Raw genomic sequence first — 25,738 nt, 5'->3', positions numbered from 1 at the left:
CTGTGGCCGCCACCACCGGCGGCGGCCGAATTTTGACGCGGAAACCGCCGACTTTAGGCTGGTCGGTATGGCTGAACTGATCATCCCTGCCGACCTTCTGCCCCGCGACGGCCGTTTCGGATGTGGCCCCTCCAAGGTCCGCCCCGAGCAACTGACCGCGCTGGCCGCAGCCGGAGATCTGTTCGGCACCTCCCACCGGCAGGCACCGGTCAAGAATCTGGTGGGCCGCGTCCGCGACGGCCTGCGCGCACTGTTCTCGGTTCCCGAGGGCTACGAGGTGATCCTCGGCAACGGCGGCTCGACCGCATTCTGGGACGCCGCGGCCTTCGGCCTGATCGACAAGCGCTCGCTGCACTTGACCTACGGCGAGTTCAGCTCGAAGTTCGCCTCGTGCGTGGCCAAGAACCCCTTCATCGGCGACCCGATCATCGTCAAGACCGACCCGGGTACCGCGCCGCAGCCGCAGTCCGACCCGTCCGTCGACGCCGTCGCCTGGGCCCACAACGAAACCTCGACCGGCGTCTCGGTGCCGGTACAGCGGCCCGACGGCGATGCGCTGGTTCTGATCGACGCCACCTCGGCCGCCGGCGGCCTGCCCGTCGACATCACCGAAGCCGACGCGTATTACTTTGCGCCGCAGAAGAACTTCGCCGGCGACGGCGGTCTCTGGCTGGCCATCCTCAGCCCGGCGGCGCTGGCCCGGATCGAGGCGATCGCCGCCACGGACCGCTGGGTGCCCGATTTCCTGTCGCTGCCCATCGCGGTGGAGAACAGCCTCAAGAACCAGACCTACAACACCCCGGCCATCGCGACACTGATCCTGCTGGCCGAGCAGCTCGACTGGCTCAACGGCAACGGCGGCCTGGACTGGGCGGTGAAGCGCACCGCCGACTCCTCGCAGCGGCTGTACACGTGGGCCGAGGCCTCGAGCTTCGCCACCCCGTTCGTCACCGACCCCGCCCTGCGCTCGCAGGTGGTCGGCACCATCGACTTCGACGATTCCGTGGATGCCGCCGCCGTCGCCAAGGTGCTGCGCGCCAACGGCGTCGTCGACACCGAGCCCTACCGCAAGCTGGGCCGCAACCAACTGCGGATCGGCATGTTCCCGGCCGTGGAGCCCGATGACGTCAGCGCGCTGACCAGCTGCGTCGACTGGGTCGTCGGCAACCTCTGAGTCAGTCTCTCTCCCGCCAGCGTGTCAGCCCGATCACGGGCTGATAACGCAGTAGGGTTCGCGCAGGAGGTTTGGTCGGTATGCGAGAACTCAGAGTCGTTGGTTTGAACGTAGACGGCAGGCGCATCATCTGTGAATCCGACGACTCCGCCAAGGACATGTTCAGCTTGCGTGTCGATGACCGGCTGCGCGCTGCCATGCGCGGCGACACGGTCGCCTCGAATCAGACCGAGATCGATGTAGAGGTGCAGAACGTGCTGCGACCCAAGGAGATTCAGGCAAAGATTCGCGCCGGGGCATCGGTGGAGCAGTTGGCCGAGGCAGCCGGGGTGCCGGTCGAACGGGTCGAGCGGTTCGCGCATCCGGTGCTGCTGGAACGCGCCCGGGCAGCCGAGCTGGCCACCGCGGCGCATCCGGTTCTCGCCGACGGCCCTTCGGTGCTGACACTGCTCGAAACCGTCACGCAAGCCATCGTGGCCCGTGGCCTCGACCCGGATTCCATCGCCTGGGACGCCTGGCGCAACGAGGACAGCCGCTGGACCGTGCAGCTGGCCTGGAAGGCCGGCCGGTCGGACAACGTCGCGCATTTCCGGTACTCCCCCGGAGCCCACGGTGGCACCGTCACCGCATCTGACGACGCGGCCCGGCAATTGATCAACCCCGACTTCGGTCGCCCGCTGCGCCCCGTCGCGGCGGTGCCGCACCTCTTCGACCATCAGGACACCCCTGAAGCTCATGAGGCCCCGGCCGCGGCGGTGCCCGACGAGTTCAGCCGGCCGGCCGATCCGGAACCGGCTCCTGCTCCGCCGGCGCCCAAGCGCAGCCGCAAGGCCCGCGCGACGGTCCCTGCCTGGGAGGACGTGCTGCTGGGCGTGCGGTCGTCCGGCACTCAGCCCTAGCCCTTCCCGCGTTTTGTGCACGATTTTCCGCGGCTACCGCGGAAAATCGTGCCCAAATCACACGTTGCGGGCCGGGCCGGCATCACCCCTGGGTGAACCCGATCGCCAGCAGCGCCAACCAGCCGCCCACCACCCCGACGCCCGAACCCAGGACGAACCAGCGCCACACCGGCCGGTGGCGCCAACCCCACACCGTGGGAGCCAAACCTCCGACGGCCACCATGTTCAGCCCGATCGCCAGGAGCGGGTGAACACGCAGCAAGCCGATCCCGAGCACCACGATCGCCGCACCGAGCACCACGGCCACGAAGCCGGCCACCGTCAGGCCTGTACCCCACGGCGTGGAATCGTCGGTCACAGAGCCAATCTAGCGCTATCTCAGCCTCTGAGCCTGGCGCGTTCGTAGAACGCGAGTGCGGCGGCAGTGGCGACGTTGAGCGAATCGGTGCCACGTGACATCGGAATGCGCACCCGGACATCGCTGGCCCGCATCGTGTGCTCGGCCAGGCCAGGACCTTCCGCGCCGACCAAGACCGCCACCCGATCCCCCTCAAGCTGTGGCATCGCCTCGGACAGCGTCGCGGCAGCCGGATCGGGCGTCATCGCCAGAACCCGAAACCCGTTGTCCTGCAACAGTCCGAGATCACCGGGCCACGACGCGGTCCGGGCGAACGGCACCAGCAGCGCATGCCCCATCGACACCCGCACCGCGCGCCGGTACAGCGGATCGGCACATCCCGCGCCGAACACCACCGCATCGACCGACAGCCCGGCGGCATTGCGGAAAATCGACCCGAGATTCTCGTGGTCGTTGACGCCTTCGAGCACCGCCACGGTGCGGGCGCCGGAAATCACCTCGGCCACCGACAACTCAGGTGCCCGGGACGCCGACGCCAGCACCCCACGGTTGAGGTGGAAGCCGACCGCGGCGGCCATGACCTCCGCGCTGGTCCGGTAGAACGGCACATCCACGCCCTCGAGATCAGCGGCGAGCTCGGCCAGACGCCGGTCGGTACCCAGCAGCGCCCGCGGCACGAACCGGGAGGCGAGCATGCGCTGTACGACCAGTACCCCCTCGGCGATCACCAGCCCCTTGCCGCTGGGCAGATCGGGCCGGCGGTCCACGCTGTTGAGATCACGGAAGTCGTCCAACCGGGCATCGGCCGGATCCTCTATATCGATAACCTGCAGCAGACTCACGCGCCTTCGAGAACCATCGCTGACATCAGATCGGTGGCAGTGACCAAAGTCTGACGTTCATCGGGATCCAACCGCAACAGCTGCGCCTTCAGCCACTCCTGGCTGGCCTTGCGCTCCGCCTCGACAACGGTGATCCCGGCCGGCGAGGCCGACACCACGATCTGGCGCCCGTCGACCGGATGGGCGGAACGAGCCACGAGACCCTGCTCGGCCAGTGAAGCGATCACCCGGGTCATCGACGGAGGGCGCACCCGTTCCCGCAACGCCAAGGCACCCGGCGTCATCGCCCCCTCCTTGGCCAACGTGGCCAAGGCCGAGAACTGGGTCAGCGAAACCGGGGATTCCGCACGCCGCGTACGCAATTGACGCGCGAGACGGACGACCGCCAGAGCCAGATCATTCGCGAGACGCGCCTCCGGATCTTTCACATCGGAAATAGTACTGAGGCTCACGCAGTAAAGGGCTAAAACCAAGACCAATGAATGCACACCCCATCGGATACGTTGGTCACCGATGACCGAGGACAGCAACCAAGCGCCGGAGCCCCAGCCACCGGCACTGCCCGCCGCACTGCTGGAGCCGTGGCCGGTGATCGTGGTGATCGCCACCGGCTGGTTGATCGCCACCATCGTGTCGTTCACCGTCAGCGGTCTGCAACACTGGCGGCCGTTCACACTCGCCGGGCTGGCGATCGGCGTACTCGGCACGACTATCTTTCTGATCCAGCGCCGTGCCGTGCGCCGCGGATCGCGCGGTGCACAAAGCGGATTGACCTGAGGAGACACCATGGCCGCACCACTTCTGCAAGCCACCGTCGACATCGACGCACCCGTCGACAAAGTGTGGGGGTTGATCTCGGACCTGAGCCGGATGCCGCAGTGGAGCCCGCAGTGCCGGTACATGAAGCCCCTCGGCCCGCTACGCCCCGGAACCCGCACCTTCAACCTCAACCGGCGCAAGTTCATGTTCTGGCCCACCACCTCACGCATCACCGAGGTCGTCGACAACAAGAAGCTCGCGTTTCTGGTCGAAGGCAACAACACCATCTGGAGCTACGAACTGGAACCGACCGCCACCGGCACCCGGGTGACCGAATCTCGCCACGCCGAGAACGGCACCACGGCCGTGTCCAACGCTTTGGTCGGCGCCTTGTTCGGCGGAGTCCCCAGCTTCGAGGACGAACTGGTCGAGGGCATGAACGCGTCGCTGGCGCGGATCAAGGCCGCCGCCGAGAACTGAGCCTTATTCGGCGGTGTCGAGCACGCCGTCGTCGTACGGCTCGTACATCGGCGACCCGGTGCCGGGCGGTTGCGGGGTGTCCGAATGGGCCCCGCAGCCGTACTCGGCCTCCACCACGTGCCCGTCGGCCGACAGATCGTTGGCGCACACGCCGAACATCACGCCCAGCGCACCACCGAGCGGCAGATAGAACCCGCAATCGCGGCACACCCGCCGCGTCGAGCGGGCCATCGCCGACCCCGGCCCGTATTCGCCGTCGTGCCACCGCTGCGCCGCCTGGGCCCGGCCCCACTCACTGAGCACCTGGCGCCGGCCGAGGCCGAGCTCAAGCGGGGCCTCGTCGATCAGCGGATCCCCGGTCGCCACGTAGCCCGGAACCAGACGAGGATCGTTCGGCGCCGGTGCCAGCAGGTCGCCCGGCCCGAGATCGCCCGGACGGATCCGGTCCTGCCACGGCACCCACTGCGGCGCCAGCAACGCCGTCGGGCCCGGAATCAAGACCAGCTCGCTGATGGTCACATGATCAGCACCGGGATATGCCGCCACCACGACAGCCCACTGCCAGCCGCGGTACCCGGGCAGATCAGCCAGGAATCGGTGCGTGGCCGAGGCGGCATCTTCGATGCTCACGCCGAGGTATTCACCCACGGCACTCTCGCCGCTGAACTCGATCAGTGCCGCGCGAGCCTGCTCGGCGGCGCCCGAGAGCAACGCCTCCTGCTCCGGCGACGGTGCCGCCGGGCCGGTGTCCCGGTCGGATTCGTAGGCCTGCTCGGCTGGTTCGGTCACGCTTTCCATCGCCTCCATAGTGCCTGATCGCGGCGACCGCGGGCCACACCGGTCGGCCATCGGCCACCCGCAGGCCGGATAAGAGAGAATCGAGGGGTGACCTACTACCCGCCGCGGCCCCCGGCCGATCACGGCGCGGAACATCCCGGAATGGCCAACTACCCCAGCGATGAGACGCCGCGCCGGCCACGCAGGCAGTCGGTGCCCAGCTCCAACCGCTGGCTGCCGCCGCTCGACGAGCAGCACACCGCCGCGTATTCGACACCCGACGATGCGCCGCCGTCCCGCGGGGTCGGGTCAGCGGCCGGCGAGCGGGTCACCGTCACCCGGGCCGCAGCGGCGCGCAGCCGCGAAATGGGTTCGCGGATGTACGGATTCGTGCATCGTGCGGCCACCGCCGACGGCGCCGACAAGTCCGGACTGACCGCACTGACCTGGCCGGTGGTGGCGAACTTCGCCGTCGACGCGGCCATGGCCGTGGCCCTGGCCAACACACTGTTCTTCGCCGCGGCCAGCGGTGAGTCCAAGGGCAAAGTGGCGCTGTATCTGCTGATCACCATCGCCCCGTTCGCGGTGATCGCTCCACTGATCGGGCCCGCGCTCGATCGCCTGCAGCACGGCCGGCGCATGGCACTGGCCGCGTCGTTCGCGTTGCGCACCGTGCTGATCATCGTGCTGATCGCCAATTACGACGGCGCCACCGGGAGCTATCCGTCCTGGGTGCTCTATCCGTGCGCGCTCGGAATGATGGTGCTGTCCAAATCCTTCTCCGTGCTGCGCAGCGCGGTGACCCCGCGCGTGCTGCCTCCGTCGATCGACCTGGTCCGGGTGAACTCCCGGTTGACCACCTTCGGCCTGCTCGGCGGCACCGTGGTCGGCGGCGGCATCGCCGCAGGCGCCGAGTACCTGTTCAACGTGGCCGAGTTACCCGGCGCGCTCTACGTGGTGGCCGCGGTCAGCGTCGCCGGAGCGGTGCTGGCCATGCGGATCCCGAAATGGGTCGAGGTCACCGAGGGCGAGGTGCCCACGACGCTGAGCTACCACGGTCAATCGGGCGGCCCAGGCGACCTGCGCCGTCACCCGGGCAAGCCCAAATCCGAACGTCAACCGTTGGGCCGCAACACCATCACCGCGCTGTGGGGCAACTGCACGATCAAGGTGATGGTGGGATTCCTGTTTCTCTACCCCGCATTCGTCGCCAAATCCCACGACGCCACTGGCTGGGAACAGCTGCTCATCCTCGGACTGATCGGGGCCGCGGCCGGGGTCGGCAACTTCGGCGGCAACATCGCCGCCGCGCGGCTCAAACTCGGTCACCCGGCGCAGCTCGTGGTGCGGGCCGCCGCCGCAGTCACCGTCGTCGCCCTGGCCACCGCACTGACCGGGAACCTTCTGGTCGCTGCCGGCGCGACCCTCGTCACCTCGGCCGCCAGCGCCATCGCGAAGGCCTCACTCGACGCGTCCCTGCAGGACGACCTGCCGGAGGCCTCGCGGGCCTCGGCGTTCGGCCGGTCGGAATCGGTGCTGCAGCTCGCCTGGGTGGCCGGCGGCGCCACCGGGGTGCTGATCTATACAGACCTCACAGTCGGGTTCACTACCATCACGGCGGTGCTGATACTGGGCCTGGCGCAGACCATCGTGAGCTATCGCGGCGAATCGCTGATTCCCGGCCTGGGCGGTAACCGCCCGGTCCACGCCGCACCAGAAGGCGGCAGCCATTCCGCCGCAGCCCCGACGACAGCACAGTGGGAGTCCCGATGAAACGCGCTCTGGCGGCCCTGGCCGCCGTGGTCGTGCTGGCGATCGCCGGCACCACGGTCGGGGTCTGGCGGCTGCACAGTTCACACGGCGACCAGCTGCCGGAGATCAGCGCGTACTCACACGGGCATACGGTGCGGGTCGGGCCGTTCCAGTACTGCGAGGTACTGAACCTCGACGACTGCAAGGAACCGCGCGATGCGGGCGAACTGCGGGTCACCAAGGAAAGCCCGGTCCAGCTCTCGGTGCCCACCTCGGTCGCCCGGGCGCCGTGGCGGCTGCTGCGGGTTTACGAGAACCCGATCGACACCACGGTCACGTACTACGCACCCAAGACGACGCTGGCCGTCACCATCCCGACGGTCGATCCCAACCGGGGCCGGCTCACCGGACTGGCAGTCCAAATGCTGACCCTGGTGCAGGACCAGAACGGCGAGGAGTTCGCGCTGCCGCACGCCGAGTGGTCGGTCAGCACGGTCTGGCCGGACCGCAACCAGGCGGACGTGCGCTAACCCGCCGAGTGCCCGGCCGGGACCCGCTCCCCCTCGGGCGTCGGCCCCGGCGGCGTACCATCGCCGAAAGGCCTGCCGCCCAACGATTCCCGGCCATGCGGCGTGAGCCAGTTGGCCAGGTCCGGACCCTTGGGCACGATCTGCGTCGGATTGATGTCCGAATGCACGATGTAGTAGTGCTGTTTGATCTGGACGAAGTCGATGGTGTCACCGAAGCCCGGCGTCTGGAACAGATCCCGCGCGTACGCCCAGAGCACGTCCATCTCCGCGAGCTTGGCCCGGTTGCACTTGAAATGGCCGTGATAGACCGGGTCGAACCGGGCCAGCGTGGTGAACAGTCGCACGTCGGCCTCGGTGATGGTGTCGCCCACCAGATAACGCTGGGTGCTCAGCCGATCGGTGAGCCAGTCCAGCGCGGTGAACAACCGGTCGTAGGCGGCGTCGTAGGCCTGCTGTGACCCGGCGAAACCGCATCGGTAGACACCGTTGTTGACCTCGGTGTAGATCCGCTTGGCGACGGTGTCGATCTCCGCGCGCAACGGCTCGGGATACAGCTGCGGGGCACCCTCGCGGTGGTATGCCGTCCACTCGGTGGAGAAGTCCAGCGTCATCTGGGCGAAGTCGTTCGTCACCACCGCGCCCGTGGCGACCTCGACGATCGCGGGCACGGTGATGCCCTTCGGATACTCGGGGTCACGCTTCAAGTACGCATCCCGCAACCGCGGGATCTTGAGCACCGGGTCGAGCCCATCGGGGTCAAGGTCGAAAGTCCAGCTGCGCGCATCGTGGGTTGGACCGCAAAAGCCAATGGACAGAACGTTTTCCAAGCCCAGAAGCCGCCGCACGATGATGGTGCGGTTGGCCCATGGGCAGGCCCGCGCGACGATCAGCCGGTACCGGCCCGGCTCGACGGGATAGCCGTCACTGCCATCGGCCGTGATCCGGGTGGTGATGTAGTTCGTGTCGCGGTTGAACTCACCGGAGGTGGACTTGTCGGCGACGTAGGTGCCCTGAGCCATGGACCCAGTGTGCCCGTCGAGCGTTGGCTCGTGTTCGAAAAAACAGCGGATCCTCGAACACAAGCCAGCGTTGGGCGCGCGTACTAGGCGTCGAGCTCCTGCGCGACGGCCTTGACCACCTCGGACACCCGGCGCGCGACCTTACGGTCGGGGTAGCGGCCCTTGCGCAGCTCGGGCTGCACGATGTCCTCGAGCAGCGTGATCATGTCCGAGACCATGCCGTGCAGCTCGTCGGGAGTGTGCTTGTGCTCGGGACGCTCGGCCTCGCGCCGGGACCGGCTCAGGCTCGGCGGCGGGTCGATGAGCTTGAGGCTCAACGCCTGCGGGCCACGACGGCCTGCGGCGACGCCGAACTCGACACGTTGACCGGCCTTGAGGCCTTCGACGCCCGCGGGCAGCGCCGAGGACCGCACGTAGACGTCCTCGCCGTCCTCCTGGGACACAAAGCCGAAGCCCTTTTCGGCGTCGTACCACTTCACCTTGCCGGTCGGCACTGCACTCACCCGCTCGTCTTGTCAGAACTACCTACACACATAAAGTTCGCGTCCCGTCAGCGCCGGGACGCGATGGAGCGATCTTACTCGGCCCTCCCTGGGTGCTTCACCCCTATTACTCGGTAGGCTTGAAACCACCTCTGGAAGAGAGATGCGCCGGTAATGCGAGTGATTCTGAACATCATCTGGTTGATCTTCGGCGGCCTGTGGCTGGCGCTGGGATACCTGCTGGCCGCGCTGATCTGCTTCGTGCTGATCATCACCATTCCGTTCGGCTTCGCCTCGCTGCGCATCGCCTCCTACGCCCTGTGGCCGTTCGGCCGCACGATCGTCGACAAGCCAGGAACCAGGCCGGGCGCGCTGGTCGGCAACATCATCTGGATCATCCTGTTCGGCTGGTGGTTGGCGCTCGGCCACCTGGTGAGCGCGGTGGCCATGGCGGTCACCATCATCGGAATCCCGCTGGCGCTGGCCGATCTCAAGATGATCCCGGTCTCCCTGGTGCCGCTGGGCAAGGAGATAGTCCCCGTCGACTCGCTGAAGGCTGCGGTATGACCCTGACCTCGCTCGGGCTGCCCTCGGTGAACAGGTCCGCCCCTCCTCTCGATCCGGCCCCGACAACGGGGCCGCTGGTGGACACCTACGGCCGCGCCGCCACCGACCTGCGGGTCTCGCTGACCGACAAATGCAATCTGCGATGCACCTATTGCATGCCCGCCGAGGGGCTGGACTGGCTGCCCGGCGAGGCGCTACTGAGCGCTGAGGAACTGAGCCGGCTGTTGCGCATCGCCGTCACCCGGCTCGGCATCACCAGCGTGCGGTTCACCGGTGGCGAACCGTTGGTGACCCGCCACCTGGAGGACGTGGTGGCCGCGGCGGCAGCGCTGCAACCACGACCGGAGATCACCCTGACCACCAACGGCATCGGGCTGGCCCGGCGCGCGGCAGGCCTCAAACAGGCCGGGCTGAACCGGATCAACGTGTCACTGGACAGCGTCGACGCCACCCACTTCGCCCGGATCACCCGCCGGGACCGGCTGGCCGACGTGCTCGACGGCCTGGCGGCCGCCAAGGCGGCCGGGCTGGAACCGGTGAAGGTCAACGCGGTGCTCGACCCCATCTCGGGACTCGACGACGTGGTGAGCCTGCTGGGCTACTGCCTGGATCACGGGTACCAGCTGCGGATCATCGAGCAGATGCCGCTGGATGCCGGGCACACCTGGCAGCGCGGCACCGTGATCGACGCCGAGGCGATCCTGACCACCCTGCGCCGCCACTTCGATCTGCGGCCCGATCCGAAGCCGCGCGGTTCGGCGCCGGCCGAGCTGTGGCAGGTCGCCGCCAGCGCCGGTCACCCGGCAGGCACCGTAGGGGTGATCGCCTCGGTCTCGCACGCCTTCTGTTCGACCTGTGACCGCACCAGGCTGACCGCCGACGGCCAGATCCGCAGCTGCCTGTTCTCCACAGAGGAGAGCGATCTGCGCGGGCTGTTGCGCGGGGGCGCCGACGACGATGCCATCGAGGCGGCCTGGCGGACGGCCATGTGGGCCAAGCCCGCGGGGCACGGCATCAACGACCCGGATTTCGTGCAGCCGGTGCGGCCGATGAGCGCGATCGGCGGCTAGATGACAGAGCACACCGTGGCCGTCACCGTCCGTTATTTCGCCGCTGCGGCGGCCGCGGCCGGAGTTGATACGGAAACGTTAGATTTGGCAAAGGATTCGACGATCGCGACGCTCGTCGAGCAACTCAGCGCTCGCGACTCGGATCTCGCTCGAGTGTTAAAGCGCTGCTCATACCTGTTGGACGGGGTCGCGGTCCGCGATTTGGGCAAGCCGGTATCAACGTCTCAGACGGTTGATGTGTTACCCCCATTCGCCGGCGGCTAACGTGATTTGCATCACATAACGAAATGGTCACGAGCTGGCTACAGCGCGGTGGAGCGCTTCGCCCACCTGCGACGACGCCGAAATAACCTGCGCCTTTAAACAACTTTTAGAGTTTGCTCAGCGCCAAAACGCCCGAGGCCGCCAAAAGTGACGGGATAGCGGAGAACCGTTACCGTTCATTCCCAAGTCAACCGACCCTAATCAGTTGACCCACCCCAAACCGGTAGCGCCGAGCTCCATCCATCGGGCAGGGGTTAACGACGAACAACAAGGATGGAGGCGGGGGACCCAACCGGTCCACCGATTTATTTCAGGACCAGGAGCCGCTTGCGGCCCCTTGGGGTGAAGCCGTCACCGTTTCGACGACGACGGCCGGGTGACCTCTCCCACCCGAACCCGACAGCTGACCTCGTGGGCGCATACGAGAGGACCTTCACGCTTATGAGTGGACGGCATCGCAAGCCTGCTTCCTCGTCTTCAGCAAAGAATGTCGCCAAGATCGCCTTCACCGGCGCCGTGCTCGGTGGAAGCGGCCTCGCTCTGGCCGGACAGGCCATGGCCGCCACCGACGGCGAGTGGGATCAGGTAGCCCGCTGCGAGTCCGGCGGCAACTGGGCGATCAACACGGGCAACGGCTATCACGGCGGTCTCCAGTTCTCCCCCAGCACGTGGCGTTCCCACGGCGGCGGCGAGTACGCACCGTCGGCCTTCATGGCCACCAAGGAAGAGCAGATCGCAGTCGCCGAGCGCGTTCTGGCCAGCCAGGGCAAGGGCGCCTGGCCGGTGTGCGGCCGCGGCCTGTCGGGGGCGACCCCGCGCAACGTCGTCGCCGAGCCCGCTCCTGCCCCGCTGGACGCGCCTGAGGTCAACGGTGAACTGCCGCCGCCGCCCCCTGAGGCCGCGCCGCTCGACGCACCGCTGCCGGCAGACGCCCCGCCGCCGGCCCCTGAGAACCTGCCGCCGGCCCCTGAGGCCCCGGCCCCGGCACCCGAGGCCGCCCCGATGGATGCCGCGCTCGCCCCGGCACCCGAGGCCGCCCCGATCGCCGACGCCGCACTGCAGGTGCCCGCACCCGAGGCGCCCGCCCCGGCTCCCGAGGCTCCGCCGGCCCCTGAGGCACCCGCTCCGGAGGCCCCGGCTCCCGAAGCGGCGCCCGCCCCGGTACAGCCGGTGAGCTACACCGAGAAGATCCAGCAGGCCATCGAGCAGCAGGGTCTCGACGGCAACATCATCATCAACGGCTGAGTTTCAGGCCGAGTTTTCAGGCCGAGCCGACCCACTCGTCGGTGCCGTCGGAGAAGTACTGGTGCTTCCACACCGGTAGCCGTTCTTTGACGGTGTCGACGAGGCGGGCACAGGTTTCGAACGCCGCCCCGCGATGGTCCGCTGCCACAGCGGCCACCAGGGCGGCGTCTCCTATTTGTAGGGTGCCGATGCGGTGGCTGACCGCGATGGCGCGCACGCCGGGCGACGCCGCGGCCACCTCGGCGGCCACTTCCCGCAAGGTCTCAAGTGCATTCGGGTGCGCGGAATAGTCGAGCCGGGTGACCGAGCGGCCCCCGTCGTGATCCCTGACGACCCCGGAGAATCCGACCACAGCCCCGGCCGCTTCGTGGGCCACGAGCGCCTCGTACTCGGTCAGCGAGATCGGCGTGTCAGTTAGTTCGACCCGTACGACGGTTGCGCTCATCTCGTCGGATGGTCCTTTCCGCTGAGCTGGTCGAGAGCGTGCTCCAGCACGCCGGCCAACACGCCCAGCCCGTCTTTGACCCCGCCGGGCGACCCGGGCAGGTTGACGATCAAGGTGCGGCCGGCCACGCCACACACGCCACGGGACAACACCGCGGTCGGCACCTTGTGCGCACCGGCCCGCCGGATGGCATCGGCCAACCCGGGAATCTGGTAGTCCAGCACCGCCACGGTGGATTCCGGTGTCGCGTCGGTCGGTGAGATACCGGTGCCGCCGGAGGTGATGATCAAGTCGACGCGCTCGGCCAGCGCGGCGCGCAACGCGTCGGCGACGGCATGCCCGTCGGGGACAACCATCTGCTCGGTGACGTCGTATCCACGATCGGCGAGCCAGCCGACGATGAGAGGTCCGGTCCGGTCGTCGTACACCCCTGCTGCGGCGCGGGTGGAGGCGATGATGACCCGCGCCGAACGCGTCACTATGTTGTTCTTTCCCACAATCCCGTTTTACCGCCTTCTTTGCGCACCACTTTGACGTCGTCGATGCGTGCGGCGGGGTCGACGGCCTTGATCATGTCGTACAGCGTCAGCGCGGCGACGCTCACTGCGGTCAGGGCTTCCATCTCGACCCCGGTGCGGTCGGTGCTGCGCACGGTGGCGGTGACGGCCACCGCGGCATCGCGGACGTCGAAGTCCACGTCGACGCCGGTCAGCGCCAGCTGATGGCACAGCGGGATCAGCTCGGGAGTCCGCTTGGCGGCCATGATTCCGGCCACCCGCGCGGTGGCCAGGGCATCACCTTTGGGCAGGCCGCCCGAGGCGATGAGGGCCACCACATCCGGCCGCGTGTGCAGGGTGCCCACGGCCGTCGCGGTGCGCAGGGTGACGTCCTTGGCCGAGACGTCGACCATGTGTGCCGCGCCAGACTCGTCGAGGTGCGACAGTCCCACTGTTACCTGTTGACGACGGTGGCCGACTGGATGAACGGCAGCTCTTCGGCCGGCAAGGGAAAGGTCACGTCACCGAACGGTGACAGTGCGCCGGTGCGGTCGGTGGCGAGCTCACTTACGGCGTGATCATCGCCGTCGGAGAGCACAGGCCAGCCGTTGTCGACGTAATGGTTCTTCTTGTTGTCAGCCACGCCCCACATTGTGGCAGGCTCCTCATCTGGTGGCGAGACCGGCGGGCTGCTTTACGCTGGTCAGGATATGACCGCCGCACAGACTCCCGGAATCCCGCTGGGTGCCTGGCTGTCCGAACTCGACGACTCGGGCCTCATCCGCCTGCTGGAACTGCGGCCGGACCTGAGCCAGCCGCCACCGGGAACGATTGCCGCGCTCGCTGCGCGCGCCACCTCCCGGCAGTCGGTCAAGGCTGCCACCGATTCCCTTGACTTCCTGCGGCTGGCCGTCCTGGATGCCCTGTTGGTCCTGCATGCCGACACCCACGCCGTCGCGGTGTCCGAGCTCGGTGAACTGTTCGGTGACCGTGTCGGCGCGGACGAACTGGCAGGCGCGCTGGAAGACCTGCGCGAGCGGGCCCTCGTGTGGGGCGAGGCGAGCCTGCGGGTGGCGCCTGAGGCGGCCGCCGGCCTGCCGTGGTTCGTCGGCCAGGCCGCGGTGGAGGTCTCCGAGCACAGCGCCGACGAGATCGCCGGTCTGCTCGCGGGCCTCGACGAAGCCCAGAGCGAGCTGCTGGCCCGACTGCTGGAAGGCTCGCCCATGGGCCGCACGCGAGACGCGGCCCCCGGTACCCCGCCTGACCGTCCGGTGCCGCGGCTGGTGGAGGCCGGGCTGCTGCGCCGGATCGACGACGAGACGGTGATCCTGCCGCGGGTGGTCGGGCAGGTGATGCGCGGCGAGGCCCCCGGTCCGGTGGAGCTGACCGCACCGGCACTTCAGACCACCTCGACGACACCGGCCGATGTGGACGCGGTGGCCGCCGGCGCGGCCATCGACCTGCTGCGTGAGATCGACCTGGTGATCGAAACCCTGGGCAGCGCACCGATTCCCGAGTTGCGCAGCGGCGGCCTCGGGGTGCGCGACGTCAAACGCCTGGCCAAGAACACCGGCGTCGACGAGCCACGGCTCGGTCTCCTGCTGGAACTGGCCGCGGGCGCGGGGCTGATCGCGGCCGGAATGCCCGATCCGGACCCGGGTGACGGGACGGGACCGTACTGGGCGCCGACGGTGGCCGCCGACCGATTCGTCGAGTCCTCCACCGCCGCGCGCTGGCACCTGCTGGCCGCCACCTGGTTGGACCTGCCGGCCCGGCCCGCCCTGATCGGCAGCCGTGGCCCGGACAACAAACCCTTTGCCGCACTGTCGGATTCGCTGTATTCGACGGCCGCTCCGCTGGACCGCCGGTTGCTGCTCGGCATCCTGGCCGAACTGGCGCCGGGCACCGGGATCGATGGCGACGAGGCATCGCGCGCCATGGTGTGGCGACGACCGCGCTGGGCGGCGCGGCTGCAGCCGGCGACCGTCAGTGGCCTGCTCGCCGAAGCTCACGCGCTGGGCATGGTGGGGCGCGGCGCGATCAGCACGCCCGCTCGCGGCCTGCTGGCCGGCGACCCTGACGAGGACGTACTGGCGGCGATGGAGAAGGCGCTGCCGAAACCGCTCGACCATTTCCTGCTACAGGCCGATCTCACGGTGATCGTGCCCGGTCCACTGGAGCGGGAGCTGGCCGAGCAGCTGGCGGCGGTGGCCACCGTCGAATCGGCCGGCGCCGCCATGGTGTACCGAATCAGCGAAGCGTCCATCCGCCGCGCACTCGATGCCGGCCGGACCGCCAGCGAGCTGCACACCCTGTTCGAAAAACACTCGAAAACACCGGTGCCGCAAGGGTTGACGTATCTCATCGACGACGTCGCGCGCCGCCACGGACAGCTGCGCGTCGGCATGGCCACGTCGTTCCTGCGGTGTGAGGATCCCGCGCTGCTGGCGCAGGCAGTCGCCTCGCCCGGCGCCGATCGCCTCGAGTTGCGGTTGCTGGCCCCCACGGTGGCGGTGTCCCAGGCGCCGATCGCCGACGTGCTCACGGTGCTGCGCGAAGCCGGATTCGCTCCCGCTGCCGAGGACTCCACCGGCACCGTCGTCGACATCAGGGCCCGGGGCTCGCGCGTCGTCGCCCCGACCCGTCGCCGCATCTACCGGCCACCCACCCCGCCGACCGCCCAGACTCTCGGCGCGATCGTCGCGGTGCTGCGCAAGGTGGCGTCCGGGCCGTTCGCCAGCGTCCGGCTGGACCCGGCCATGGCCATCACCCAGCTGCAGGACGCCGCGATCAACCAGACCTCTGTGGTGATCGGCTACGTCGACCCTGCGGGGGTGGCCACGCAACGCGTCGTCTCCCCCATCAACGTGCGAGGCGGCCAGCTGACCGCCTTCGATCCGGCCGCCGGGCGGGTCCGCGAGTTCGCCATCCACCGGGTCACGTCCGTGGTGTCGGCCGACGGCGACTAGCCACGGCACAGCGTGCTCACAGAGCCGTTCACCAATATGGCGATGTGACAACGACGTTGACCGCAGCGGATCAGGTGCCCGCCGCATACCGGGGAGTGTCGCTGCTGCACGGTTGGCTGCCGCCGACACTGTGGGCGTTGGCGGCCGTGGCGCTGATCGTGGCGATCGGATGGCGCACCCGGCGCTGGCGCACGATCTTTCTGCCGTGCGCGATCGCGGTCGGGGTTTGCCTGACGGTCTGGGCCCGCTGGTTCGTCCATTCCCAGGGCCTGGCCGGGGACCCCGCTCCGGCGGCCCTGTGGATCTGGATCGGCCTGACCGGATTGGCGATAGCCGTGCTGGCCCTGGGTTGGCGCGGCAGCCGGTGGCGCCGCCGCGCCGTCTCAGTGGCCGCGGTGCCGTTGTGCCTGCTGAGTGTGGGCGTCGCGGTGAACCTCTGGGTCGGCTACTTTCCGACGGTCACCGCGCTGTGGAACGAGGTCACCGCCGGCCCGCTGCCGGACCAGACCGATCTGGCCACCGCGCTCGGCCAGCGCCGGCGAGGTGAGATCCCGTCGCACGGCGAGCTGGTGTCGGTCACGATTCCGTCCGACCGGTCAGGCTTCAAACACCGCGACGAACTGGTCTACCTGCCACCGGCCTGGTTCGCCCCGTCCGCACCCCGGTTCCCGGTCGTGATGATGATCGCCGGCGAGTTCAACACCCCGGCCGATTGGGCGCGCAGCGGCAACGCGATCGCCACCATCGACGCCTACGCGGCCGACCACGGCGGAAACACCCCGGTGTTCGTCTTCGTCGACGTCGGCGGCTCCTTCAACAACGACACCGAATGCGTCAACGGTCCGCGCGGCAACGTCGCCGACCACCTCACCAAGGACGTGCCGCCGTTCATGACCGATACCTTCGGCGTGCGCGACGCCGGCTGGGGTGTCGTCGGCTGGTCGATGGGCGGGACCTGCGCGGTGGATCTGACCGTGATGCACCCCGAGTTGTTCAGCTCATTCGTCGACATCGCCGGTGACACCGGCCCCAACGCGGGCACCAAGGACCAGACCGTCGCCCGGCTCTACGGTGGGGATGCCGCGTCCTGGGCCACCTACGACCCGGCCACCGCGATCGGCAAGCACGGCGCCTACCAGGGCGTGTCCGGCTGGTTCGTGATCTCCTCGGACGCCCCCGTCAAACACGGGACGCACCCGGCCAATCCCGACGCCGTCGGCCTGGGCGGGCAGGACGCCGGAGGCAACCCCGGCGACCAGACCGAAGCCGCACACACCCTGTGCGACCTGGGGCGCAGCCATGGCATCCGCTGCGCGATCACCGCGCTTCCGGGCAAGCACGACTGGCCGTTCGCCGAGCAGGTGCTGACCACCACGCTGCCGTGGCTGGCGGGCGCCGTCGGGACCCCCGAGGTGCCGCCGGTGCCGCTGCCGTCCGGCGGTGCACCGCCACCCGCGCCGACGGCTGCCGCACCCCGCTGACCCGGATTCGGAATAATGGGCGGGATGAGTTTTCCCGCCGTGAGTGAAATGGACCCCGCATGACTGACGGCCCACTGATCGTGCAGTCCGACAAGACGGTGCTGCTCGAGGTCGACCATGAGCAGGCCGGTGCGGCGCGCGCCGCCATCGCACCGTTCGCCGAGCTCGAACGTGCCCCCGAACACGTGCACACCTACCGCATCACCCCGCTTGCGCTGTGGAACGCCCGCGCAGCCGGCCACGACGCCGAGCAGGTGGTCGACGCGCTGGTCAGCTTCTCGCGCTACCCGGTGCCGCAGCCACTGCTGGTCGACATCGTCGACACCATGGCCCGTTACGGGCGGCTGCAGCTGATCAAGCACCCGGCGCACGGGTTGACGCTGGTCAGCCTGGACCGCGCGGTGCTCGAGGAGGTGCTGCGCAACAAGAAGATCGCCCCGATGCTGGGGGCACGCATCGACGACGACACCGTGATCGTGCACAACAGCGAACGCGGCCGGGTCAAGCAGATGCTGCTCAAGATCGGCTGGCCGGCCGAGGATCTGGCCGGCTACGTCGACGGCGAAGCGCATCCCATCGAACTGGCCCAGGACGGCTGGCAGCTGCGCGACTACCAGGAGATGGCCGCCGATTCGTTCTGGGCAGGCGGCTCCGGGGTGGTGGTGCTGCCGTGCGGTGCCGGTAAGACGCTGGTCGGGGCGGCCGCGATGGCCAAGGCCGGCGCGACGACGCTGATCCTGGTCACCAACACCGTCGCCGGGCGGCAGTGGAAGCGGGAGCTGGTCGCCCGCACCTCGCTGACCGAGGACGAGATCGGCGAGTACTCGGGCGAGAAGAAGGAGATCCGGCCCGTCACCATCGCTACCTACCAGGTGATCACCCGCCGCAGTAAGGGCGAGTACAAGAACCTGGAGATCTTCGACACCCGCGACTGGGGCCTGATCATCTACGACGAGGTTCATCTGCTGCCGGCCCCGGTGTTCCGGATGACCGCCGATCTGCAGTCCCGACGGCGGCTGGGCCTGACCGCGACGCTGATCCGTGAGGACGGCCGCGAAGGCGACGTGTTCTCGCTGATCGGCCCGAAGCGCTATGACGCACCGTGGAAGGACATCGAGGCCCAGGGCTGGATCGCCCCCGCCGAGTGCATCGAGGTGCGGGTGACGATGACCGACAACGAGCGGATGCTGTACGCCACCGCCGAACCGGAGGAGCGGTACAAGCTGTGCTCGACGGTGCACACCAAGATCGCGGTGGTCCGCTCGATCCTGGAACGCCACCCCGGTGAGCCGACCCTGGTGATCGGCGCCTATCTGGACCAGCTGGAGGAACTGGGCCAGGAGCTGAACGCCCCGGTGATCCAGGGGTCGACGAAGAACTCCGAGCGCGAGGCGCTGTTCGACGCGTTCCGCCGCGGCGAGATCTCCACCCTGGTGGTCTCCAAGGTGGCGAACTTCTCCATCGACCTTCCGGAAGCCTCTGTCGCCGTCCAGGTTTCGGGCACCTTCGGCTCCCGCCAGGAAGAGGCGCAGCGCTTGGGCCGACTGCTGCGGCCCAAGGCTCATGGCGGCGGTGCGGTGTTCTACTCGGTGGTCTCGCGGGATTCGCTGGACGCGGAGTACGCCGCGCACCGGCAGCGCTTCCTGGCCGAGCAAGGCTACGGCTACGTGATCAAGGACGCCGACGACCTGTTGGGCCCGGCGATCTGACCCAGCAAGTCCGGCGGGTGACGGGTTGAGATTGCGTCCAGGGCTGTGGATTCGCCTGGATCACGACCCTGAGCGCATTTTCAACCGGGGTCACCGTCTGCAACCCCGACACGTCAGGTATGCGGCCCCATCGCCTTGACGACGGTCAGCAGCACCACCGAATCCTCGAGCGCGTGCAGGCTGTGCCGGGTCCGCGGGATCACGATGTGATCGCCCGGCGAACCTTCCCAGCTCGCTTCGGAATTGGTCAGTTTCACCCGGCCCTCGATCACCTGCAGCGTGGCCTCGCCCGGGCTCTCGTGTTCGTCGAGCCCGTTGCCCCCGGTCAACGCGATCAGAGTCTGGCGCAGCTGGTGTTCATGCCCGCCGTAAACCGTGTGGGCACTGCGTCCGCTGCTGGCAGAGCGGGCTGCGGCCAACTGCTGTCGCGCTATCGCGGTGAGCGAGATCTTCTCCATATCCACGATCGTGCCACCTCCCGTCGACCAACCGTGAGCGATATGTCCAACCTACTGAGGCCGGGCCGGTGAGAGCCACCACCTTCCAGCTGTGAGCGTTTCGGTCCTGGCGGCGCCGTGTCGGCGCACTCCACGATGGTCCGATGCGCACACATGGACATGTCGCCAGAACCGCGGCGGCACTGGCTTCTGCGATGGGAATCGGCCGCTTCGTCTACACCCCGATCCTTCCGCTGATGTCGGCGCAGGCCGGTCTCACCGCCCACGACGCCGCAGCCCTCGCCACAGCGAACTACGTGGGCTATCTGGCCGGCGCGCTGGCGGGTTCGATCTGGCCGCGACTGGCCCGCTCGATCACCGCATGCCGCGTGAGCCTGCCGGTGATGGCGGCCAGCCTAGCGGCGATGCCCTTGTCCACGAACACATTCGACTGGGCGGTGCTGCGCGGTGTCGCCGGATTCACCAGTGCGTTGGTGTTCGTGATCGCCGTCAACACCATGCTGGAGCACCTGCATGGGCATCCCGCGCACCTGGCCGGGTGGGGATTCGGTGGGGTGGGCGCCGGCATCGCGCTGTCGGCAGTGTTGGTACTGGCCGCCGGTGACTGGAAGGTGGCCTGGTGGGCCGCGGCCGCGGCGGCTGCCCTGCTCGGCGTCGGCGCCTGGTCGATGCCCGCCGCCCCGCACAGCCCCTCGGCCACACCGGCCGATGACTCCCGGCCGGCGCACGGCCCGTTCACCTTGCTGCTGACCAGCTACACGCTGGAGGGAATCGGCTACATCATCGCCGGAACGTTCCTGGTCGCGGCCGTCGCCCAGGGCGCCCCGGCGTGGCTCGGCGGAAGCACGTGGCTGGTGGTCGGGCTGGCCACGGTGCCCTCCGCCGCGTTGTGGGCGGCACTGAGCAGCCGATGGTCGCACCCTGCGCTGCTCGTAGCGGCGCTGGCCCTGCAAGCCGTGGGGATCGCCGTGGCCGGGATGGTCGGCGGCGTGACGGCCGCACTGGTGGGCGCGGTGCTGTTCGGCGGAACGTTCATCGGCGTCAGCACCCTGGCGCTGGCGGCCGGCCGGCTGCTGCGATACCCGCGCGCCGTCGCCCTGCTCACCACCGGCTATTCGGTGGGCCAGATCCTCGGGCCGCTGGTCGTCGCGCCGCTGCTGCACCGCGGTTTCGCGCCGGCACTGTTGGTCGGTGCACTGGTGGTGTCAGCTGCCGCCGTGGTGTCGGGGGTGATGCGGATCGTCGTCCGGCACCCAGACGCCGGGGACGTCCAGACCGAGATCACCGATGCCACGGGTGAACTCGTCGACGACGGCGAGGACAGCCGGGCTGCTCTCGTCGCGACGCCACACCAACGACCACGTCCATAACGGGGTAGGGGCCACCACGGCGCGACGCACCAGGCCGGCGGGCAGCGCCACGTCTTGACCCTTGGGGTTGTTGAGCACGGGCCGCCTCAGCCGCCGAACGTGCTCGAAAAACGTGGGACCGGTGACACCCCCGTCGTCGGTGCGCATCACGGGAGCCCCGACGGCCGCGGCGAACAATTCGCCATAGCGGTTCCACGACGACCAGCTCGCCACGTCCGTATCGACCAACACCGTGGTGTCGCGGGCATCGACCGGGGATTCGTCAGTACCGGCGCACAGGGCGTACAGCCGGTCCACCCCAATGAGCCTGGCGCACAACGACAACGAATCCAGGTCGGCGTTCTGAACCCAGCAGATCGCCAGGTCGAGGCTGCCGTCGGCCACCCGGGCCGCCTGGGTGTGCGACGGCATCACCCAGGTATCCACCCGCAGCTCGGCCACCCCTGCCGCCCGCTCGGCCCAATCGGTGGGACACCAGTTCACATACCCGATCCGGACCGGCTCCGACACCGCCAGACCCTGTGCACGCCTGCGTAATTCATCAGCCTGCCGAACCAGTGCCCGCGCCTCGGGCAACAGGGCGGTACCCGCGTGGGTCAGCGCCACCGAACGCCGGTCGCGGTCGAACAGGGTGACCTTCAGATCACGTTCCAACGCCTTGATCTGCTGGGACAGCGACGGCCCGGCGATACGCAGCCGCTCGGCCGCCCGGCCGAAGTTCAACTCCTCGGCGACGGTGACAAAATAGCGCAGCTGGCGTAGCTCCACCGTTACAGCGTAGTAGGCGCAGCCTCTCAGCAGAGAGCCGACAGGTCCCGCCGGGCGGACATGAACCGACCGGGCCTCCACGTTGAGCAGTGCATCAGACCACATGCTTGCGAAGAAGGAGCCTCCCATGAGCACCACACCACGCGTCGCAGTCATCACCGGCGCATCCCAGGGCATCGGTGAAGCCCTGGTCGCGGGCTACCGCAAACTGGGCTACGCCGTCGTCGCCAACTCCCGAAACATCAGTGAGAGCAGCGATCCCATGGTGCTGGCCGTGCCGGGCGACATCGGGCAGCCCGGCGTAGGCCGGCAGCTGATCGACGCGGCCCTGGCGCGATTCGGCCGTGTCGACACCATCGTGAACAACGCGGGAATCTTCATCGCCAAGCCGTTCACCGAATACACCGACGACGACTACGACGCCGTCACCGGAGTCAACCAACGCGGCTTCTTCGAACTGACCCGAGCCGGGATCGCCGCGATCGAGGCACAGGGCGAAGGCGGACACGTCGTCACCATCTCCACCAGCCTGGTGGACCACGCCAACTCGCAGGTGCCCTCCGCGCTGGCCTCGCTGACCAAAGGCGGCCTGAACGCCGCCACCAAGGCCCTGGCCATCGAGTACGCATCGCGTGGCATCCGCGCCAACGCGGTCGCGCTGGGCACCATCCGCACCCCGATGCATGCACCCGAAACCCACGAGTTCCTGTCGGCACTGCATCCGGTCGGCCGCCTGGGCGAAATCGACGACGTCGTCGACGCAGTGCTCTACTTGGAACGAGCCGGATTCGTCACCGGCGAGATCCTGCACGTCGATGGAGGTCAAAGTGCCGGGCATTGAGGAGAACACGGCGGCGATTCTGCGCGGAGTGCTCGACGAATGGCAGGCCGGCATCGCCGCCCACGATCCCCAGCGGGTGGCCGCCGTGTTCACCGACGATGCGATCTTCCAAGGGCTACGTCCCTACAGCGTCGGCCGGCAAGGCGTGTTCGACTACTACGACTCGCAACCCGTCGGTCTGACGGTCGACTACCGGATCGATGAGACCCGCCGGCCCGCCGACAATGTCGCGCTCGGTTACCTGCGCGCAGACTTCACCCGGCCCGACGGCACGGTGATCCCGCTGAATCTCAGCGTCCTGGTCACCCGCGCCGACACCGACTGGCGCATCAGCCACTATCAGGTCTCCGCCGTTCCCGACTGACAGCCCTGGCACCGCCGAACCGGTCCGGAATTCAAATCACCCGGAGTGAATCTCCGTCATAACCAAACCGGCACCGCAACTGCACCAGCAGACGCTCGGCTTCGGCGATACGCGAGTGCAGCCGAACCAGCGCTTCGGGCAGGGGCGCATCGGCCACTCGGCTGCGTTCCCGAAGCCGCCGCCACCGCAGTTCGGTGGCGGCGAGAAGGTCGCGCAGCTCGGCGATTTCACCGATCAGAATGTCCTCGAACAGCCGGGATTGTGCGATGTCAGCGCTGTGCACGGGCCGGGAACAGTCAGCCGGGGCGGCCGCGCGAGAAGCCGTGCGCGGCAGGGGGTTGAGCACCGTGGCCACCTCGGCCCCGACTGTGGGGGCAGAGCCGTTTCCGCTCCCGAACTCCCGTGATATCAGCGTCACGTGGGGATCATGAAGCACTCGCCCGGTTCCCAGCGACGACACAGGTTTAACCCGAGATACCGGCCCTGGCCATCTGCCGGTAAGGCGATGTACGTTTGACGGCCTTTGCGCGCGGCCGGCACACAACTAGCTCAGCGCGGGGATGACCTTCTGCTCGAACAGCTCGATGCCCGACCGGTCGTAGGCCGCTTCCGGGAAGTACAGGATGGCGTACTCGCAGCCGAGATCGCGCATCCGCTGCAGCTTCTCGACCACCTGTTCGGGTGTACCGCTGGCCGATTCGGGCGCGGTGGCGTTGGCCAGCATGGCGTCCACGGCAGCTTCACCGGCCACCGGCACCTGCCGGGCCCGCAATCGTGCTACCCGATCAGCGACATCTGCCTCGGAGTCGCCGATGACGGCGTTGAAGTTGGCCGATCGGACGATCGAGTCATACTCGGTGCCGACGTCGCGGCAATGGCCGGCCAGCACCTCGGACTTGTGGGCGAATCCGTCGGGCTCGGAGGTGAAGTTGGTGTACTGCGCGTACTTGGCCGCGATACGCAACGTCACCTTCTCTCCACCACCGGCGATCCACATCGGGATGCCGTTGTCCTGCAACGGCTTCGGGGCGACGATCGCACCGTCGACCTGGTAGTGCCTGCCATCGAAGCTGACCCGCCCGTCACGCCAGGCGTCACGCATGATCTGGACACCCTCGTCGAGGCGGCCCAACCGCACCCCGGCCGACGGAAATCCGTAGCCGTAGGCCCGCCACTCATGCTCGTACCAGCCGCCGCCGATGCCCATCTGCACACGGCCACCCGAGATGATGTCGGTGGTGGCGGCGATCTTGGCCAGATAGACCGGATTGCGGTAGCTCATCGCGGTGCACATCTGCCCGAGCTTGATCCGCGACGTCGTCGCGGCATAGGCCGACATCAGCGACCAGGCCTCATGGGTGGCCTCGTCGGTGGGCACCGGGACAGTGTGGAAATGGTCGTAGACCCACAGCGAGTCCCAGCTGCCCGCGTCGGCATAGGCGGCGAGATCGCGCATCACCGCCCAGTGGTTTTCGGTGGGAATGTCGACGAGGTCAAGGCGCCAGCCCTGCGGGATGAAAAGTCCGAAGCGCATGGACCCCGACTCTACGACGCCGACGCGTGTCGCGGCGGCGGTCTAGCCTGAGTTTTATGGCCCTTTCCAAGGAAGAACGCGAACAGTTTCTGGCCGAGCCGCACATCGCCGCCCTCTCGGTGTACGCCGGCGACAAACGCGGTCCGCTGACCGTCCCGATCTGGTACCAGTACACGCCCGGCGGGGAGCCGTGGGTGCAGACCGGCCTGGGTTCCCGCAAGCACCGGTTGATCGAGGCGGCCGGGCATTTCTCGTTGATGGCCGAACGCCTGGCGCCATCGGTGCGCTACGTGGCCGTCGACGGTGCGGTGAGCCGCATCGAACCGTCGACCGATGAGCAGCTGGTCGAAATGGTGAAACGCTATCTGCCGCCGGAGAAGGTGGAGCCGTACCTGGAGTTCGCCCGCCGCGAGCACGGTGAGGGCGTCACCATCTACCTCAAACCCGAGCACTGGCTGTCGGCCGACCTGGGGTCGCTCTGAGTCCATGAGCTCGCGCCAACGGCTCTTCCGGTGGCTCTACCGGCTGGGGTTCACGCCCTGGGACGGCCACCCGTTGGCGCACAGCCTGACCAAGCTGGTCGAGGGAGCCCATCCGACGTCGCCTCCCGGTACCGCGCTCGATCTGGGCTGCGGTACCGGGGACAACGCGGTGTACCTGGCCCGGCACGGGTGGCGGGTCACCGGTGTCGACTATGTGGCAAAACCGCTGAAGAAGGCCCGCGCCAAAGGCGCCGGGCTACCCGTCAACTTCGTCAAAGCCGATGTGACGCAACTGAGCTCATCGGGTATCGGGGCGGGCTACCAACTGATCCTCGACAGTGGCTGCCTGCACGGCATGAGCCCTGCCGACCGCGACGCCTATGTACGGGAAGTCAGCGCGGTGGCCGCCCCCGGCGCGCAGCTGCTGATCGTGGCGTTCATCCCGGGCGCGGCGATGGGCGTTCCCGGCATCGGATTCGACGAGGTGCAACGTCGCTTCAAGGACGGCTGGACACTGCTGTCCAGCGGAGACGAGCCCGCATTGGACCAGAACGGAACGAGCCGGGCACGGCATTACCTGTTTGCCCATTCGATCTGAGTGC

General features: G+C 68.3%; 31 protein-coding genes, 1 pseudogene and 1 riboswitch. Of the genes and pseudogenes, 18 read left to right on the top strand and 14 right to left on the bottom strand.

The window, feature by feature from the left end:
• The first annotated feature begins 67 nt into the window (after positions 1-67).
• On the top strand, positions 68-1,174 hold the full coding sequence (gene serC / locus K6L26_RS06855; protein WP_019346690.1) for a phosphoserine transaminase: 1,107 nt from the start codon (positions 68-70) through the stop codon (positions 1,172-1,174).
• Positions 1,175-1,254: 80 nt separating this feature from the next.
• Positions 1,255-2,073, top strand: a complete 819-nt coding sequence (gene sepH, locus K6L26_RS06850) for a septation protein SepH (protein ID WP_036392082.1) — start codon at positions 1,255-1,257, stop codon at positions 2,071-2,073.
• An 82-nt stretch (positions 2,074-2,155) separates the two neighbouring features.
• Here sepH and K6L26_RS06845 read toward each other — a convergent pair whose 3' ends face one another.
• The 3 genes from K6L26_RS06845 to K6L26_RS06835 are packed head-to-tail and all read right to left on the bottom strand — an operon-like array spanning position 2,156 to position 3,701.
• Positions 2,156-2,431 carry a DUF2537 domain-containing protein gene (locus tag K6L26_RS06845; protein ID WP_019346692.1) on the bottom strand — a complete coding sequence of 92 codons (276 nt, stop codon included), beginning with the start codon at positions 2,429-2,431 and terminating at the stop codon, positions 2,156-2,158.
• A 20-nt stretch (positions 2,432-2,451) separates the two neighbouring features.
• A complete protein-coding gene (locus tag K6L26_RS06840) occupies positions 2,452-3,273 on the bottom strand; it encodes a TrmH family RNA methyltransferase (RefSeq protein WP_019346693.1) in 822 nt (273 codons plus the stop codon).
• Positions 3,270-3,701, bottom strand: a complete 432-nt coding sequence (locus tag K6L26_RS06835) for an Rv0880 family HTH-type transcriptional regulator (RefSeq protein ID WP_019346694.1) — start codon at positions 3,699-3,701, stop codon at positions 3,270-3,272. The genes K6L26_RS06840 and K6L26_RS06835 overlap by 4 nt, the downstream gene beginning before the upstream one ends.
• An 85-nt stretch (positions 3,702-3,786) precedes the next feature.
• On the opposite strand from K6L26_RS06835, the gene K6L26_RS06830 reads away from it, so the two are divergent.
• Both K6L26_RS06830 and K6L26_RS06825 read left to right on the top strand, forming a co-directional pair.
• Positions 3,787-4,050, top strand: coding sequence for a DUF2530 domain-containing protein (locus K6L26_RS06830; RefSeq protein ID WP_019346695.1), 264 nt, complete (start codon positions 3,787-3,789; stop codon positions 4,048-4,050).
• A 9-nt stretch (positions 4,051-4,059) separates the two neighbouring features.
• Entirely contained in the window at positions 4,060-4,512 is a 453-nt protein-coding gene (locus K6L26_RS06825; RefSeq protein ID WP_019346696.1) for an SRPBCC family protein, read from the top strand.
• 3 nt (positions 4,513-4,515) lie between these two features.
• On the opposite strand, the gene K6L26_RS06820 is transcribed toward K6L26_RS06825, so the two are convergent.
• Positions 4,516-5,301 carry a DUF3027 domain-containing protein gene (locus K6L26_RS06820; protein ID WP_043369497.1) on the bottom strand — a complete coding sequence of 262 codons (786 nt, stop codon included), beginning with the start codon at positions 5,299-5,301 and terminating at the stop codon, positions 4,516-4,518.
• Positions 5,302-5,451: 150 nt separating this feature from the next.
• On the opposite strand from K6L26_RS06820, the gene K6L26_RS06815 reads away from it, so the two are divergent.
• The gene (locus K6L26_RS06815; protein ID WP_234788486.1) at positions 5,452-7,062 is read left to right on the top strand and encodes an MFS transporter; all 1,611 of its coding nucleotides are present in this window, start codon (positions 5,452-5,454) and stop codon (positions 7,060-7,062) included.
• Positions 7,059-7,571, top strand: coding sequence for a DUF2771 domain-containing protein (locus K6L26_RS06810; protein ID WP_064896954.1), 513 nt, complete (start codon positions 7,059-7,061; stop codon positions 7,569-7,571). Before K6L26_RS06815 ends, K6L26_RS06810 begins: the two co-directional genes overlap by 4 nt.
• Here the strand turns inward: K6L26_RS06810 and K6L26_RS06805 are convergent.
• Both K6L26_RS06805 and K6L26_RS06800 read right to left on the bottom strand, forming a co-directional pair.
• Positions 7,568-8,590 carry a glutathione S-transferase family protein gene (locus K6L26_RS06805; RefSeq protein ID WP_064896956.1) on the bottom strand — a complete coding sequence of 341 codons (1,023 nt, stop codon included), beginning with the start codon at positions 8,588-8,590 and terminating at the stop codon, positions 7,568-7,570. The genes K6L26_RS06810 and K6L26_RS06805 overlap by 4 nt on opposite strands.
• Positions 8,591-8,673: 83 nt before the next feature.
• Entirely contained in the window at positions 8,674-9,084 is a 411-nt protein-coding gene (locus K6L26_RS06800; protein ID WP_064896958.1) for a cold-shock protein, read from the bottom strand.
• Between the two features lie 162 nt (positions 9,085-9,246).
• On the opposite strand from K6L26_RS06800, the gene K6L26_RS06795 reads away from it, so the two are divergent.
• The 4 genes from K6L26_RS06795 to K6L26_RS06780 all read left to right on the top strand — a co-directional run bounded on the left by K6L26_RS06795 (position 9,247) and on the right by K6L26_RS06780 (position 12,218).
• Positions 9,247-9,639: a YccF domain-containing protein gene (locus tag K6L26_RS06795; RefSeq protein WP_064896960.1), complete on the top strand. Its 393-nt coding sequence runs from the start codon at positions 9,247-9,249 to the stop codon at positions 9,637-9,639.
• Entirely contained in the window at positions 9,636-10,709 is a 1,074-nt protein-coding gene (gene moaA, locus K6L26_RS06790; protein WP_064896962.1) for a GTP 3',8-cyclase MoaA, read from the top strand. The genes K6L26_RS06795 and moaA overlap by 4 nt, the downstream gene beginning before the upstream one ends.
• Positions 10,710-10,973, top strand: coding sequence for a MoaD/ThiS family protein (locus K6L26_RS06785; RefSeq protein ID WP_019346703.1), 264 nt, complete (start codon positions 10,710-10,712; stop codon positions 10,971-10,973). It begins immediately after the preceding gene.
• 248 nt (positions 10,974-11,221) lie between these two features.
• Positions 11,222-11,406, top strand: a riboswitch (cyclic di-AMP (ydaO/yuaA leader).
• Between the two features lie 8 nt (positions 11,407-11,414).
• Complete coding sequence (locus tag K6L26_RS06780; protein ID WP_064964354.1) at positions 11,415-12,218, top strand: transglycosylase family protein; 804 nt, start codon at positions 11,415-11,417, stop codon at positions 12,216-12,218.
• Positions 12,219-12,234: 16 nt separating this feature from the next.
• On the opposite strand, the gene K6L26_RS06775 is transcribed toward K6L26_RS06780, so the two are convergent.
• From K6L26_RS06775 to K6L26_RS06760, 4 genes are read right to left on the bottom strand one after another with little or no spacing between them, the layout of a single operon-like run.
• Positions 12,235-12,663, bottom strand: coding sequence for a molybdenum cofactor biosynthesis protein MoaE (locus K6L26_RS06775; RefSeq protein WP_019345943.1), 429 nt, complete (start codon positions 12,661-12,663; stop codon positions 12,235-12,237).
• A complete protein-coding gene (locus tag K6L26_RS06770) occupies positions 12,660-13,142 on the bottom strand; it encodes a MogA/MoaB family molybdenum cofactor biosynthesis protein (protein WP_036392048.1) in 483 nt (160 codons plus the stop codon). The genes K6L26_RS06775 and K6L26_RS06770 overlap by 4 nt, the downstream gene beginning before the upstream one ends.
• On the bottom strand, positions 13,142-13,612 hold the full coding sequence (gene moaC / locus K6L26_RS06765) for a cyclic pyranopterin monophosphate synthase MoaC (protein WP_081281512.1): 471 nt from the start codon (positions 13,610-13,612) through the stop codon (positions 13,142-13,144). The genes K6L26_RS06770 and moaC overlap by 1 nt, the downstream gene beginning before the upstream one ends.
• A gap of 2 nt (positions 13,613-13,614) precedes the next feature.
• Positions 13,615-13,812, bottom strand: a complete 198-nt coding sequence (locus K6L26_RS06760) for a hypothetical protein (protein ID WP_019345946.1) — start codon at positions 13,810-13,812, stop codon at positions 13,615-13,617.
• Positions 13,813-13,870: 58 nt separating this feature from the next.
• Between K6L26_RS06760 and K6L26_RS06755 the strand changes: the two genes are divergently transcribed.
• Genes K6L26_RS06755 through K6L26_RS06745 form a run of 3 tightly spaced genes read left to right on the top strand, consistent with a single transcriptional unit; the run spans position 13,871 to position 19,319 of the window.
• Positions 13,871-16,129, top strand: coding sequence for a helicase-associated domain-containing protein (locus K6L26_RS06755; protein ID WP_064896695.1), 2,259 nt, complete (start codon positions 13,871-13,873; stop codon positions 16,127-16,129).
• Between the two features lie 44 nt (positions 16,130-16,173).
• A complete protein-coding gene (locus tag K6L26_RS06750) occupies positions 16,174-17,610 on the top strand; it encodes an alpha/beta hydrolase (RefSeq protein ID WP_064896693.1) in 1,437 nt (478 codons plus the stop codon).
• 59 nt (positions 17,611-17,669) lie between these two features.
• Positions 17,670-19,319: a DNA repair helicase XPB gene (locus tag K6L26_RS06745; RefSeq protein WP_019345439.1), complete on the top strand. Its 1,650-nt coding sequence runs from the start codon at positions 17,670-17,672 to the stop codon at positions 19,317-19,319.
• A gap of 113 nt (positions 19,320-19,432) precedes the next feature.
• Here K6L26_RS06745 and K6L26_RS06740 read toward each other — a convergent pair whose 3' ends face one another.
• Entirely contained in the window at positions 19,433-19,777 is a 345-nt protein-coding gene (locus K6L26_RS06740; RefSeq protein WP_064896691.1) for a cupin domain-containing protein, read from the bottom strand.
• A gap of 143 nt (positions 19,778-19,920) precedes the next feature.
• Between K6L26_RS06740 and K6L26_RS06735 the strand changes: the two are divergent.
• Positions 19,921-20,940, top strand: a pseudogene (locus tag K6L26_RS06735) (YbfB/YjiJ family MFS transporter); the annotation flags it as partial.
• Positions 20,941-20,982: 42 nt separating this feature from the next.
• Here the strand turns inward: K6L26_RS06735 and K6L26_RS06730 are convergent.
• Entirely contained in the window at positions 20,983-21,915 is a 933-nt protein-coding gene (locus K6L26_RS06730) for a LysR family transcriptional regulator (RefSeq protein ID WP_081281513.1), read from the bottom strand.
• Positions 21,916-22,042: 127 nt separating this feature from the next.
• Here K6L26_RS06730 and K6L26_RS06725 point away from each other — a divergent pair, with 127 nt between their 5' ends.
• The gene (locus K6L26_RS06725; RefSeq protein ID WP_064896699.1) at positions 22,043-22,756 is read left to right on the top strand and encodes an SDR family NAD(P)-dependent oxidoreductase; all 714 of its coding nucleotides are present in this window, start codon (positions 22,043-22,045) and stop codon (positions 22,754-22,756) included.
• Entirely contained in the window at positions 22,743-23,120 is a 378-nt protein-coding gene (locus tag K6L26_RS06720) for a YybH family protein (RefSeq protein ID WP_308204251.1), read from the top strand. The genes K6L26_RS06725 and K6L26_RS06720 overlap by 14 nt, the downstream gene beginning before the upstream one ends.
• Positions 23,121-23,151: 31 nt before the next feature.
• Here K6L26_RS06720 and K6L26_RS06715 read toward each other — a convergent pair whose 3' ends face one another.
• Together K6L26_RS06715 and K6L26_RS06710 are read right to left on the bottom strand one after the other, a co-directional pair.
• Positions 23,152-23,538, bottom strand: a complete 387-nt coding sequence (locus K6L26_RS06715) for a hypothetical protein (RefSeq protein ID WP_064964355.1) — start codon at positions 23,536-23,538, stop codon at positions 23,152-23,154.
• Between the two features lie 126 nt (positions 23,539-23,664).
• On the bottom strand, positions 23,665-24,654 hold the full coding sequence (locus tag K6L26_RS06710) for an LLM class F420-dependent oxidoreductase (RefSeq protein ID WP_064896683.1): 990 nt from the start codon (positions 24,652-24,654) through the stop codon (positions 23,665-23,667).
• A 56-nt stretch (positions 24,655-24,710) separates the two neighbouring features.
• On the opposite strand from K6L26_RS06710, the gene K6L26_RS06705 reads away from it, so the two are divergent.
• Positions 24,711-25,136: a pyridoxamine 5'-phosphate oxidase family protein gene (locus K6L26_RS06705; RefSeq protein ID WP_064896681.1), complete on the top strand. Its 426-nt coding sequence runs from the start codon at positions 24,711-24,713 to the stop codon at positions 25,134-25,136.
• A gap of 4 nt (positions 25,137-25,140) precedes the next feature.
• Complete coding sequence (locus K6L26_RS06700; protein WP_019345448.1) at positions 25,141-25,734, top strand: class I SAM-dependent methyltransferase; 594 nt, start codon at positions 25,141-25,143, stop codon at positions 25,732-25,734.
• Positions 25,735-25,738 lie beyond the last annotated feature (4 nt).

The sequence above is a fragment of the Mycobacterium farcinogenes genome (assembly GCF_019739075.1).
GTDB classification, from domain to species: Bacteria; Actinomycetota; Actinomycetes; order Mycobacteriales; family Mycobacteriaceae; genus Mycobacterium; species Mycobacterium senegalense.
This window is presented reverse-complemented; position numbering and strand designations above follow the sequence as displayed.